Source organism: Cupriavidus taiwanensis LMG 19424 (genome assembly GCF_000069785.1).
Lineage (GTDB): Bacteria > Pseudomonadota > Gammaproteobacteria > Burkholderiales > Burkholderiaceae > Cupriavidus > Cupriavidus taiwanensis.
The window spans coordinates 1,959,766-1,973,321 of sequence record NC_010528.1 but is presented as its reverse complement, the minus strand read 5'-3'; the positions used below and the strand labels follow the sequence as shown (position 1 = coordinate 1,973,321).

Sequence of the window (13,556 nt, the reverse complement as noted above, 5' to 3'; positions counted from 1 at the left end):
CGCACGCAGGACAACAGCAATGGCAAAACTGTCGCTTCGCAACGTTCAGAAAACCTACGCCGGCGGTACCCAGGTGGTGCACGGCATCGACATGGAGATCGCTGACGGCGAATTCATCGTCATCGTCGGCCCGTCGGGCTGCGGCAAGTCGACGCTGCTGCGCATGGTGGCGGGACTGGAGACCATCACCGGCGGCGAGATTCATATCGGCGACAAGGTCGTCAACCAGCTGGAACCGGCCGAGCGCGACATCGCCATGGTGTTCCAGAACTACGCGCTCTATCCGCACATGAGCGTGTACGACAACATGGCCTACGGCCTCAAGATCCGCGGCATGGGCAAGGCCGAGATCGCGCAGCGCGTGAACCACGCGGCCGGCATTCTCGAGCTCGCGCCGCTGCTCGAGCGCAAGCCGCGCCAGCTCTCCGGCGGGCAGCGCCAGCGCGTTGCCATGGGTCGTGCCATCGTGCGCGAGCCGGCGGTGTTCCTGTTCGACGAGCCGCTGTCCAACCTCGACGCCAAGTTGCGTGTGCAGATGCGGCTCGAGCTCAAGGAACTGCACCGGCGCCTGGGCACCACCAGCCTCTACGTGACGCATGACCAGGTCGAGGCCATGACGCTGGCCGACCGCATGATGGTGCTCAATGCCGGGCGGGTCGAGCAGATCGGTACACCGCTGGAAGTCTATGCGCGTCCGGCCAGCACGTTCGTGGCCGGCTTTATCGGCTCGCCGCCGATGAACCTGATCCCGGTGGCGCGCAACGGCGGCGGCGCGAGCGAAGCGGGCGGCGCGCAGATGCGCGTGGTGGCGAAGGAGGGCGAGGCCGCCAGCGCCACGCTGGGTCACCTGCCGATGGGGCTGCACCTGCCCGAACGCGCGCTGCTGGGGCTGCGGCCCGAGCATATCGAGCCATGCGCCGCGCACGAGGCGATCGCCGAAGTCGATGTGCGCGTGGTCGAGGCGCTGGGCGCGGATTCTTTCGCCTACGGCTCGCTCGGCGGTCAGGCCGTGGTAGTGCGGCTGGACAGCCATGCGCGGGTGCGCGCCGGCGACCGCCTGCCGGTGACGTCATCGGCCGAGCACCTGCATTTCTTCTCGCCGGATACCGGCAAGCGCATCGAGGCCTGACATGAGCACGGCACCTGACAGCGCCTGGGGCTACCCCAGCCATATCGCGCACCGCGGCGCCGGCAAGCTGGCGCCGGAGAACACGCTGGCCGCGTTCCGCCACGGCGCCGGCTTTGGCTACCGCATGTTCGAGTTCGACGTGAAGCTGTCAGCTGACGGCAAGCCGGTGCTGATGCACGACGCCACCCTGGACCGCACCACCAGCGGCCAGGGCAGGGTGGATGCCCTGACGCTGGGCGAGCTGGCGCTGCTCGACGCCGGCAGCTGGCACAGCCCGGCCTTTGCCGGCGAGCCGGTGCCGACGCTGGCGGCGATCGCGCGCTACACCCGGGCCAACGGCTTCCACGTCAATATCGAGATCAAGCCCGTGCCCGGCACCGAGGCGCGCACCGGCGCCGCGGTGGCCCTCGACGCCCAGTCCCTGTGGGCCGGCGCCGGGGTGCCGCCGCTGCTGTCCTCGTTTTCAGAAGAGGCGCTGGCCGCCGCCGCGCGCGTCGCCCCTGGCCTGCCGCGCGCGCTGCTGCTCGACAAGCTGCCCGCGGACTGGCTGGAAAGGGTGCGCCAGCTCGGTTGCGTCGCGCTCGATGCCAACCATTGCGAGCTGGATGCCGGCGTGATTGCCAGCGCACATGCGGCTGGCCTGCGCGTGCTGGCCTACACCGTCAACGATCCGGCGCGGGCGGCGCAGTTGCTGGCCTGGGGCCTGGACGGGGTGATTACGGACGCGGTCGACCAGATTGCTCCGTGATGCCGATTGTTGTGCGAATGTTGCGGATTCGCCGAATGCGCCGGGAATTGTCGCGCCGGTGTGTTTCGTATCGCGAAAAGTCCACATTGATCAAGCGCAATCCGTGCTATCCTTACCGCCGTGAAGACTTAAGGTCCTTCCCCGCACAACTTGCCCTTTCGGGTCTGGTGAGGCGGCCATTACACGCGGCACCCTGGTGGTGCCGTTTGCGTAAGCGCCAGCGCTGGGCTCCCAAGAGTTGTTTGCGATCCGCTAACCGGTCAAGCCGTGTCGCGGAAGGTTGAATAACCCGCTGAACTCCGGCAGACCCGGAGAAAAGTGAGCGTCCCATGATGCAGCAGTACCAGAGCAATTCGTACCTCTTCGGCGGCAACGCCCCCTATGTCGAAGAACTGTACGAAGCCTACCTCCAGAACCCCGCCTCGGTTCCCGATAATTGGCGCGCGTACTTCGACGCCATGCAGAACGTTCCCGCCGTCGACGGCTCGAACGGCCGGGATATCCCCCACGCTCCCATCGTTGCCTCGTTCGCCGAGCGCGCCAAGCAAGGTCCCATCCGCACCATCGTTGCATCGGCCGATTCCGACATGGGCCGCAAGCGCGTCGCTGCCACGCAGCTGATCGCCGCCTACCGCAACATCGGTTCGCACTGGGCCGACCTGGACCCGCTCAAGCGCCAGGAGCGTCCGCCCCTGCCGGATCTGGACCCCGCCTTCTACGGTTTTTCCGAAGCCGATCTCGATATCGTCTTCAACGCCAGCAATACCTACTTCGGCAAGGAGTCGATGAGCCTGCGCGAGCTGCTCAACAACCTGCGCGAAACGTACTGCGGCACCATCGGCTTCGAATTCATGTACGTGAGCGACCAGGCGCAGAAGCGCTGGTGGCAGGAGCGCCTGGAAACCACGCGTTCCAAGCCGGTGTTCACGCTGGAAAAGAAGAAGCACATCCTTGACCGCCTGACCGCGGCCGAAGGCCTCGAGCGCTTCCTGCACACCAAGTATGTCGGCCAGAAGCGCTTCTCGCTGGAAGGCGGCGAGAGCTTTATCGCAGCCATGGACGAGCTGATCCAGCACGCCGGCAGCAAGGGCGTGCAGGAAATCGTCATCGGCATGGCCCACCGCGGCCGCCTGAACGTGCTGGTCAACACCCTGGGCAAGATGCCCGCCGACCTGTTCGCCGAGTTCGAAGGCAAGCACGTCGACGACCTGCCGGCCGGTGACGTCAAGTACCACAAGGGCTTCTCGAGCGACGTCTCGACCGAGGGCGGCCCGATCCACCTGTCGCTGGCATTCAACCCGTCGCACCTGGAAATCGTCAACCCGGTGGTCGAGGGCTCGGCCAAGGCCCGCCAGGAACGCCGCGGCGCCGTCGGCAACATGGAAGTGCTGCCGGTGCAAGTGCACGGCGATGCCGCCTTTGCCGGCCAGGGCGTGGTCATGGAGACGCTGAACCTCGCGCAGACCCGCGGCTACGGCACGGGCGGCACGATGCACATCGTCATCAACAACCAGATCGGCTTCACCACCTCCGACCCGCGCGACGCCCGTTCGACGCTGTACTGCACGGACGTGGTCAAGATGATCGAGGCCCCGGTGCTGCACGTGAACGGCGACGATCCCGAAGCCGTGGTGTACGCCATGCAGCTGGCGGTGGACTTCCGCATGGAGTTCAAGAAGGATGTCGTGGTCGACATCATCTGCTTCCGCAAGCTGGGTCACAACGAGCAGGACACGCCCGCGGTCACGCAGCCGCTGATGTACAAGAAGATCGCCCAGCACCCCGGCACGCGCAAGCTGTACGCCGACAAGCTGGCCGCGCAGAACCTGGTCCCGGCCGATTTCGGCGACGAGAAGGTCAAGGAATACCGCGCCGCGATGGACGCCGGCAAGCACACCGCCGATCCCGTCCTGTCGAACTTCAAGAACAAGTTCGCCGTGGACTGGATGCCGTTCCTGAACCGCAAGTGGACCGACGCCGCCGACACCGCCGTGCCGGTGACCGAGCTCAAGCGCCTGGCCGAACGCATCACCGCCATCCCGGAACACCTGAAGCTGCACCCGCTGGTCGAGAAGGTGGTCAAGGACCGCGCCAACATGGGCCGCGGCGACCAGCCGCTGGACTGGGGCATGGGTGAGCACCTGGCCTTCGCCTCGCTGGTGGCATCGGGCTATCCGGTGCGCATCACCGGCCAGGACGCCGGCCGCGGCACCTTCACCCACCGCCACGCCGTGCTGCACGACCAGAACCGCGAGCGCTGGGATGCCGGCAGCTATGTGCCGCTGCAGAACGTCTCGGAAAACCAGGCACCGTTCACGGTGATCGACTCGGTGCTGTCCGAAGAAGCCGTGCTCGGCTTCGAATACGGCTACTCGACCGCCGAACCGAATGCGCTGGTGATCTGGGAAGCCCAGTTCGGCGACTTCGTCAACGGCGCCCAGGTGGTGATCGACCAGTTCATCTCGTCGGGCGAAGTGAAGTGGGGCCGTGCCTCGGGCCTGACGCTGATGCTGCCGCACGGCTACGAAGGCCAGGGCCCGGAACACAGCTCGGCCCGTATCGAGCGCTTCCTGCAGCTGTGCGCGGACCACAATATGCAGGTCTGCCAGCCGACCACGCCGGCCCAGATCTTCCACCTGCTGCGCCGCCAGATGATCCGCCTGTTCCGCAAGCCGCTGGTGATCATGACGCCGAAGTCGCTGCTGCGTAACAAGGATGCGGTGTCGCCGCTGTCCGACCTGGCCAAGGGCCACTTCGAGACCGTCATCGGCGACCACGAAGAACTGAACGCCGGCAAGGTCAAGCGCGTCATCATGTGCTCGGGCAAGGTCTACTACGACCTGGTCAACACGCGCAAGGAACGCGAAGCCAACGACACCGCCATCATCCGCCTGGAACAGCTGTACCCGTTCCCGCACAAGGCGCTGGCCGCGGAACTGAAGAAGTACCCGAACGCCAACGAAATCCTGTGGTGCCAGGACGAGCCGCAGAACCAGGGCGCCTGGTTCTTCGTCCAGCACTACATCATGGAAAACATGACGGACGGCCAGAAGCTCGGTTATGCCGGTCGCCCCGCTTCGGCTTCGCCGGCGGTGGGCTACTACGCAAAGCACAACGAGCAACAGAAGGCGCTGCTGGACGCGGCCTTCGCCAAGCTCAAGGGCTTTGTTCTGACCAAGTAATCAGTCGGCAGCCACGGCGGCGCGCGCAGGCGCGCCGTGGCATCGCCTGCATCAAGACAACACGCATAACACGAGGAATTCACCACCATGGCTATCGTTGACGTCAAGGTTCCGCAACTCTCCGAATCGGTCGCCGAAGCGACCATGCTCAACTGGAAGAAGAAGCCCGGCGAAGCCGTTGCCCAGGACGAGATCCTGATCGAAATCGAGACCGATAAGGTCGTGCTGGAAGTGCCGGCCCCGTCGGCCGGTGTGCTGTCGCAGATCGTCAAGAACGACGGCGACACCGTCGTGGCCGATGAAGTCATCGCCAAGATCGACACCGAAGCCACCGCTGGCGCCGCCGCCCCCGCCGCCGCTGCTCCGGCTCCGGCCGCAGCTGCACCGGCCCCGGCCGCTGCTGCCGCGCCGGCCGCCGCCGGCGCCGTGGCGATGCCGTCGGCCGCCAAGCTGATGGCCGAAGCCGGCCTGTCGGCTGGCCAGGTTGCCGGTACCGGCAAGGACGGCCGCATCACCAAGGGCGACGTGCTGGGCGCGGCCGCCGCGCCGGCCCCCGCCGCCAAGGCCGCTCCGGCCCCGGCCGCCAAGCCGGCCCTGCAGCAGGTTTCGGCCCCGGTCGACTTCGCCGCCCTGGGCGACCGCCCGGAAGAGCGCGTGCCGATGAGCCGCCTGCGTGCCCGTATCGCCGAGCGCCTGCTGCAGTCGCAAGCCACCAACGCCATCCTCACCACCTTCAATGAAGTGAACATGAAGCCGGTGATGGACCTGCGCAACAAGTACAAGGACCGCTTCGAGAAGGAACACGGCGTGAAGCTGGGCTTCATGTCGTTCTTCGTCAAGGCCGCGGTGCATGCGCTGAAGAAGTTCCCGCTGATCAACGCCTCGATCGACGGCAACGACATCGTCTACCACGGCTACTTCGACATCGGTATCGCTGTCGGTTCGCCGCGCGGCCTGGTGGTGCCGATCCTGCGCAACGCCGACCAGATGAGCCTGGCCGACATCGAGAAGAAGATCGCCGAGTTCGGCGTCAAGGCCCGTGACGGCAAGCTGTCGCTGGAAGAGCTGAGCGGCGGTACCTTCTCGATCTCCAACGGCGGCGTGTTCGGCTCGATGCTGTCGACCCCGATCATCAACCCGCCGCAATCGGCCATCCTGGGCGTGCACGCCACCAAGGACCGCCCGGTGGTGGAAGACGGCCAGATCGTGATCCGTCCGATGAACTACCTGGCCATGTCCTACGACCACCGCATCATCGACGGCCGCGAAGCCGTGCTGGGCCTGGTCGCCATGAAGGACGCACTGGAAGATCCGGCGCGCCTGCTGCTGGACCTGTAACAGCCGGTCCCTCCGCGCACGCACAGGCGTGCGCGGGGAGCGCGCTCCCGTGATCACGGTGCGCCGGCACAAGTTGCAGCCGGCGCCCAACAAGGAATTTCCATGAGCAAACAATTCGACGTGCTGGTGATCGGCGCCGGCCCCGGCGGCTACATCGCCGCCATCCGTGCCGGCCAGCTGGGCCTGAACGTGGCCTGCTGCGAAGGCAATCCGTATGACGATCCCAAGGGCGAGGCCCGCCTGGGCGGCACCTGCCTGAACGTGGGCTGCATTCCCTCCAAGGCGCTGCTGGCTTCCTCGGAAGAGTTCGAGAACGCCCAGCACCACCTGGGCGACCACGGCATCACCGTGGGCGACGTCAAGGTCGACGTGGCCAAGATGCTCAAGCGCAAGGACGATATCGTCGGCAAGATGACCAAGGGCATCGAGTTCCTGTTCCGCAAGAACAAGGTGACGCTGCTCAAGGGCTACGGCAAGTTTGTCGGCAAGACCGCCGAGGGCTTCCAGGTCGAGATCGCCGGTGAAGTGGTAACCGCCAAGCAGGTCATCATCGCCACCGGCTCCAAGGCCCGCCATCTGCCCGGCATCAAGGTCGACAACGACCTGGTCAGCGATAACGAGGGCGCGCTCAAGTTCCCCGCAGTGCCGAAGAAGCTGGGCGTGATCGGCGCCGGCGTGATCGGCCTGGAGCTGGGCTCGGTGTGGCGCCGCCTGGGTGCCGACGTGACCGTGCTGGAAGCGCTGCCCGCCTTCCTGGGTGCCGCCGACGAAGGCGTGGCCAAGGAAGCGCAGAAGCAGCTGACCAAGCAGGGCCTCAAGTTTAGCCTCGGCGTGAAGGTCGACGAAGTGACGACCGCCAAGAACGGCGTGACCGTCAAGTACACCGACAAGGATGGCAAGGCCCAGACCCTGGAAGTCGATCGCCTGATCGTGTCGGTCGGCCGCGTGCCGAATACCGACAACCTGGGCCTGGACGCCGTCGGCCTGGCGGTCGACCAGCGCGGCTTTATCGAGGTCGACGACCATTGCGCCACTAAAGTGCCGGGCCTGTGGGCCATCGGCGACGTGGTGCGCGGCCCGATGCTGGCGCACAAGGCCGAGGACGAGGGCGTGGCCGTGGCCGAGCGCATCGCCGGCCAGAAGCCGCATATCGACTACAACTGCATTCCGTGGGTGATCTACACCTTCCCGGAAATCGCATGGGTCGGCAAGACCGAAGCCCAGCTCAAGGCCGAAGGCCGCGAGTACAAGGCCGGCCAGTTCCCGTTCATGGCCAACGGCCGTGCGCTGGGCATGGGCCACGCCGACGGCTTCGTCAAGATGCTGGCGGACGCCAAGACCGACGAGATCCTCGGCGTGCACATCGTTGCCGCCAACGCCTCGGACCTGATCGCCGAAGCCGTGGTGGCGATGGAATTCAAGGCCGCCAGCGAGGATATCGGCCGCGTTTGCCATCCGCACCCGTCGATGTCGGAAGTCATGCGCGAAGCCGCGCTGGCCGTCGACAAGCGCCAACTCAACATGTAAGGCGCGTGTCCGCCGTTGCCTGAGTACCGGCGCGCCGTCCTGCGGCGCGCCGTTTTCACTTGCGGCGCGTGCCGCGCGAGCCCCCGAGCATGAACGTCACCGAGTACTACGAGAAGGAACTGAAGGAGCGCGGCTACCAGTCCGACGAGGCCCAGCTGCGCGCCGTGGCCCGGCTGCAGCAGTGCTACGACGAGTGGGTCGCCTACAAGGGGCGCCGCAACAACGCGCTGAAAAAGCTGCTGGTGCGCCCGGATGTGCCGCAGGGCGTCTATATGTGGGGCGGGGTGGGGCGCGGCAAGTCGTTCCTGATGGACAGCTTCTATACCTGCGTGCCGGTGGTGCGCAAGACGCGGCTGCATTTCCATGAATTCATGCGCGAGGTGCACCGCCAGCTGGAAGAACTGCGCGGCCGTCCCGATCCCCTCGACGAACTGGCGAAGCGCATCGCGCGCCGTTTCCGCCTGATCTGCTTCGATGAATTCCACGTCAGCGACGTCGCCGACGCCATGATCCTGCACCGCCTGCTGCAGCAACTGTTCGACAACGGCGTGCAGTTCGTGATGACCTCCAACTACCGGCCCGACCTGCTGTACACCGATGGCTTGCACCGTGACCGCGTGCTGCCGGCCATCGCGCTGATCCAGCAGAAGATGGACGTGCTCAATGTCGATGCCGGAATCGACTACCGCAAGCGCGCGCTGGAACAGGTGCAGGCCTACCACACTCCGCTGGACGCCAAGGCCAACTCGGCGCTGCGGGATGCCTTCACTTCCATTGCCGGCGTCGCCGACGAGTCGCCGCTGCTGCATATCGAGCACCGCGAGCTGCGCGCGCTGCGCAAGGCCAACGGGGTGGTCTGGTTCGACTTTGCCACGCTGTGCGGCGGCCCGCGCTCGCAGAACGACTACCTGGAACTGGCCTCGCAGTTCCATACGGTGATCCTGTCGGACGTGCCGCGCATGACGCCGCGCATGTCGTCGGAGGCACGCCGCTTCACCTGGCTGATCGACGTCTTCTACGACCACAAGGTCAAGCTGCTGATGTCGGCGGAAGTCCCCGCCGACGAGCTTTACACCGAAGGCCAGATGGCCAACGAATTCCATCGCACCGTGTCCCGCATCATCGAGATGCAGTCGCGCGAGTACCTGGAATCCGAGCGCCGCACCATGGATACCACGCTCACCTGAGCGGATTTCAGGCCCGGTGCGACGATAACGGGCCGCCTTGATTTAAATCAAGTTCGAACTGGGGGGCTGCCTATACCCTCGACTGGGTAGAAAAAGGTACCCATGTCGCCGCCCCCAGCCACCAGTCCCTCCGCCAGCTTGCTGGCGCCATTCCCGCCGCCCATCGGGCGCGATGGCGCCGACACCGCCGCGCCAGGCGCCGGCGCGGCGCTGGCCTGCTTCCACTGCGGCCTCCCGGTCACCGATCCCCAACCGCTCGCAGCCGATCTGGACGGCAGCCGCCGCGTGTTCTGCTGCGGCGGCTGCCAGGCGCTGGCGCAGACGCTCCATGCGGCCGGTTTCGCCCACCTGTACGGCGACGAAGCCCGTTTTGCCCGACCCATCGACGACGACGCCCGGCGCGAAGCCGAGCCGGTCTGGGCCGCCTACGATGCCCCGGAACTGCGCGCGCAGTTTGTTCGCCCGCTCGACGGCGGGCGCGCCGAGATCACGCTGGCCCCCGAGAACATCCGCTGCGCCGCCTGCGCCTGGCTGATCGAACAGCACCTGTCGCGCCAGCCGGGCGTGGAGTCCGCGGTGGCCAACGTCGCCACGCGGCGCGTGGTGGTGCGCTGGCGCGATGGCGCCCAGACCGTATCGGGGCTGCTGGCCGCGCTGGCCGGCATCGGCTACATGGCCTGGCCTTTCGAGGTCTCGCGCACTGACCAGCAAGACCGCCGCGCGCGCCGCGGCCTGCTGATGCGCATGGCGGTGGCCATGCTGGGCATGATGCAGGTGATGATGTACGCGTGGCCGATCTACACCCACGAGGCCACCATCGATCCCGGCCAGCTGCAGCTGATGCGCTGGGCCAGCTTCGCGCTGACCTTGCCGGTGGTGTGCTATGCCGCCTCGCCGATCTTCGCCGGGGCCTGGCGCAGCCTGCGCCAGCGCCATATGGGCATGGACGTGCCAGTGGCGATCGGCGTCGCCGCGGGCTTTGCCGCCAGCGCGCTGGCCACCGTGCGCGGCGTGGGCGAGGTTTATTTCGATTCGGTGACGATGTTCGTCGCTTTCCTGCTGCTGGCGCGCTACCTGGAACTGCGCGTGCGCCAGGCCTCGCGCAGCGGTGCCGAAATGCTGGCGCGCCAGTTGCCCGCCACGTGCGAGCGGCTGGCCACGGCCGGCGCGGCGGGCGAGCGTATCCCGGTCGCGCGACTGCGTGCCGGCGACCTGATCCGGGTCAAGGCGGGTGAGATCGTGCCGGCGGACGGCGCAGTGACTTCCGGCGCCAGCGCGCTCGATGAATCCATGCTGACCGGCGAAAGCCGGCCGGTGCGGCGCTGCGCCGGCGACACCGTGCTGGCCGGCAGCTTCAATACGGCCAGTCCGCTGGAGCTGCGCGTGACCCGCGTCGGCGCCGGCACGCGCCTGGCCGAGATCGTCGCGGTGCTGGACCGCGCGCTGGCCGAGAAGCCGCGCCTGGCCACGCTGGCCGACCGGGTGGCGGGGTGGTTCGTGGCGACGCTGCTGGTGCTGGCGGCGCTGACTGGCCTGGTCTGGGGCCTGTGGATCGATCCGTCGCGGGCCTTGCTGGTGACGATCGCGGTGCTGGTGGTCAGCTGTCCGTGCGCCTTGTCGCTGGCCACGCCGGCGGCATTGGCGGCGGCCGGCGCGGCGCTGTCGCGGCGTGGCGTGCTGCTGGCGCGCGGCCATGCACTGGAAACGCTCGCCCGCGTCACCGACGTGGTGCTCGACAAGACCGGCACGCTGACCGAGGGCCGCTTTGCCGTGGCGGCGGTCGAGCCGCTGGGCGAAGCCGATGCCGCCCGCTGCCTGGCCCTGGCCGCGGCGATGGAGCGCGGCGGCGAGCACCCGATTGCGCGCGCGCTGGTAGCCGCGGCGCCTGAATCCGCCGGCCAGCCGCTGCAGGTCAGCGACATGCGCAACGTCCCGGGCCACGGCCTCGAGGCTGTGGTCGCGGGCCGCCGCTTGCGCTTGGGCCGTGCCGATTTTGTCCGCGCCCTGGGCGGTGAAGGCCGACCCGGGCCGGACGCGCCGGACAACCCGATGCATCCAGGCGCCACGGTGGTCTGGCTCGGGGCCGAGACCGGACCGCTGGCGCGCTTCGTGCTGGCCGACGTCGAGCGCCCGGAAACGCCTGCGCTGCTGGCTCGGCTGCGTGAACTGGGCGTGCGCTGCCACCTGGTGTCGGGCGACAACCTGGCGGCGGTGCACTGGTGGGCCGCGCACTTCGGCATCGAGCGCATGGCCGGCGAGGTCACGCCCGAAGGCAAGCGCGACTACGTGGCACGGCTGCAGCAGCAGGGGGCCGTGGTGCTGGCTGTCGGCGACGGCATCAACGACGCGCCGGTGCTGGCGCAGGCCCAGGTCTCGATTGCCATCGGCAGCGGCGCGCCGCTGGCCCAGGCCGGCGCGGACGCGGTGCTGACGCACGGCGGCGTGGCCGAGATCGCGACGGCGCTGGCGGTGTCGCGGCAGACGCGCCGTGTGGTGCGCCAGAACCTGGGCTGGGCATTCTTTTACAACGTGGTCGCCATCCCGCTGGCGGCGACGGGGCTGGTGACGGCCTGGATGGCGGGCATCGGCATGTCGCTGTCGTCGCTGCTGGTGGTCGCCAATGCCTGGCGCCTGCTGCGCGCCGGCAAGCCGCGGCGCACGCCGCTGCATAACGGAGCCTGACGATGGAAACGCTTTACCTGCTGGTGCCGATGAGCCTGGTGCTCGTGGTGGTCATCGCGGGCGCGCTGTGGTGGGCGCTTCATGCCGGGCAATACGACGACCTGGACCGGCCTGCCGAATCGATCCTGCTGGACAACGACAAGCCATGATCCGGCGGTCGGGGCCTCGGACCGGCGTCGCGCGCACAGGTTCAGGACGCGCCCGGAGCGGCTTGATAAAGATCAACGCACCCATGGCATGGTTTTTCTAAAGTCACACTGTCAGTAGGTTTTTTATTTTCTCTAAGCATTGGGGGTCTGAATGGATGTCACTGCCGCGTCTTCACGCGTCGACACCTTCAATTACGGCGTCGTAAGACAGTTCGCTGTCATGACGGTAGTCTGGGGGATCGTCGGCATGGCCGTCGGCGTGCTGCTGGCAGCACAGTTGATCTGGCCCGAACTCAACTTCAATACGCCGTGGCTGTCGTTCGGCCGGCTGCGTCCGCTGCATACCAATGCGGTGATCTTTGCCTTCGGCGGCAGCGCGCTGTTTGCCACTTCCTACTACGTAGTCCAGCGCACCTGCCAGGCGCGGCTGTTCTGCGGCCCGCTGGCCGCGTTCACGTTCTGGGGCTGGCAACTGGTCATCGTCGCGGCCGCGATCACACTGCCGCTGGGCATCACCAGCTCCAAGGAATACGCCGAACTCGAATGGCCCATCGACCTGCTGATCACCGCGGTCTGGGTGGCGTACGCCATCGTCTTCTTCGGCACCATCGTCAAGCGCAAGACCCGGCATATCTACGTCGCCAACTGGTTCTTCGGCGCCTATATCCTGACCATTGCCATCCTGCATATCGTCAACAACATCGAGATGCCGGTGTCGCTGTGGAAGTCCTACTCGGCCTACGCCGGCGTGCAGGACGCGATGATCCAGTGGTGGTATGGCCATAACGCGGTCGGCTTCTTCCTGACCACCAGCTTCCTGGGGATGATGTACTACTTCATTCCGAAGCAGGCCGAGCGCCCGATCTTTTCCTACCGCCTGTCCATCGTCCACTTCTGGGCGCTGAACTTCACCTACATGTGGGCCGGCCCGCACCACCTGCAGTACACCGCGCTGCCGGACTGGGCCCAGTCTCTCGGCATGGTGTTCTCGCTGATCCTGCTGGCGCCTTCCTGGGGCGGCATGATCAACGGCATCATGACGCTGTCGGGCGCCTGGCACAAGCTGCGCACCGACCCGATCCTGAAGTTCCTGGTGGTGGCGCTGTCGTTCTACGGCATGTCGACCTTCGAAGGCTCGATGATGTCGATCAAGACCGTCAACGCGCTGTCGCACTACACGGACTGGACCATCGGCCACGTACACTCCGGCGCGCTGGGCTGGGTCGCGATGATCTCCATCGGTTCGCTGTACTACCTGATCCCCCGCCTGTTCGGCGAGAAGCAGATGTACAGCGTGCGCCTGATCGAATGGCACTTCTGGATCGCGACTATCGGCGTGGTGCTGTATATCGCCTCGATGTGGATCGCCGGCGTGATGGAAGGCCTGATGTGGCGCGCCACGCAGCCGGACGGCACGCTGACCTACGCCTTCGTCGAAGCGGTCAAGGCCAAGTATCCCTTCTATCTGATTCGCCTGCTGGGTGGCATGTGCTTCCTGTCCGGCATGCTGCTGATGGCCTACAACATCGCCAAGACCATTGCCGGCAAGCCCGCCGTGGATGCGCCGATTCCGGCCAGCATCGCCGCCTCTGCCCACTGATCAATCCAGGATAG

9 protein-coding genes are annotated in these 13,556 nt (G+C 66.7%); all 9 read left to right on the top strand.

Translation table 11 applies throughout. From position 1 onward, the window contains the following. Positions 1-19 precede the first annotated feature (19 nt). On the top strand, positions 20-1,129 hold the full coding sequence (locus RALTA_RS09020) for a sn-glycerol-3-phosphate import ATP-binding protein UgpC (RefSeq protein ID WP_012353128.1): 1,110 nt from the start codon (positions 20-22) through the stop codon (positions 1,127-1,129). A gap of 1 nt (position 1,130) precedes the next feature. Beyond that, positions 1,131-1,877: a glycerophosphodiester phosphodiesterase gene (ugpQ, locus tag RALTA_RS09015; protein ID WP_012353127.1), complete on the top strand. Its 747-nt coding sequence runs from the start codon at positions 1,131-1,133 to the stop codon at positions 1,875-1,877. Positions 1,878-2,206: 329 nt separating this feature from the next. Further along, on the top strand, positions 2,207-5,059 hold the full coding sequence (locus tag RALTA_RS09010) for a 2-oxoglutarate dehydrogenase E1 component (protein WP_012353126.1): 2,853 nt from the start codon (positions 2,207-2,209) through the stop codon (positions 5,057-5,059). A gap of 87 nt (positions 5,060-5,146) precedes the next feature. Continuing rightward, a complete protein-coding gene (gene odhB, locus RALTA_RS09005; RefSeq protein ID WP_012353125.1) occupies positions 5,147-6,397 on the top strand; it encodes a 2-oxoglutarate dehydrogenase complex dihydrolipoyllysine-residue succinyltransferase in 1,251 nt (416 codons plus the stop codon). A gap of 102 nt (positions 6,398-6,499) precedes the next feature. Then, a complete protein-coding gene (gene lpdA / locus RALTA_RS09000; protein ID WP_012353124.1) occupies positions 6,500-7,924 on the top strand; it encodes a dihydrolipoyl dehydrogenase in 1,425 nt (474 codons plus the stop codon). Positions 7,925-8,013: 89 nt separating this feature from the next. Continuing rightward, entirely contained in the window at positions 8,014-9,111 is a 1,098-nt protein-coding gene (gene zapE, locus RALTA_RS08995; protein WP_025584403.1) for a cell division protein ZapE, read from the top strand. Between the two features lie 102 nt (positions 9,112-9,213). Next, positions 9,214-11,793, top strand: coding sequence for a heavy metal translocating P-type ATPase (locus RALTA_RS08990; RefSeq protein WP_012353122.1), 2,580 nt, complete (start codon positions 9,214-9,216; stop codon positions 11,791-11,793). A gap of 2 nt (positions 11,794-11,795) precedes the next feature. Next, on the top strand, positions 11,796-11,942 hold the full coding sequence (gene ccoS, locus RALTA_RS08985) for a cbb3-type cytochrome oxidase assembly protein CcoS (RefSeq protein ID WP_010809469.1): 147 nt from the start codon (positions 11,796-11,798) through the stop codon (positions 11,940-11,942). 151 nt (positions 11,943-12,093) lie between these two features. Further along, positions 12,094-13,542 (top strand): cytochrome-c oxidase, cbb3-type subunit I, encoded by a 1,449-nt coding sequence (gene ccoN / locus RALTA_RS08980; RefSeq protein WP_012353121.1) that lies wholly within the window; start codon positions 12,094-12,096, stop codon positions 13,540-13,542. Positions 13,543-13,556: the final 14 nt, after the last annotated feature.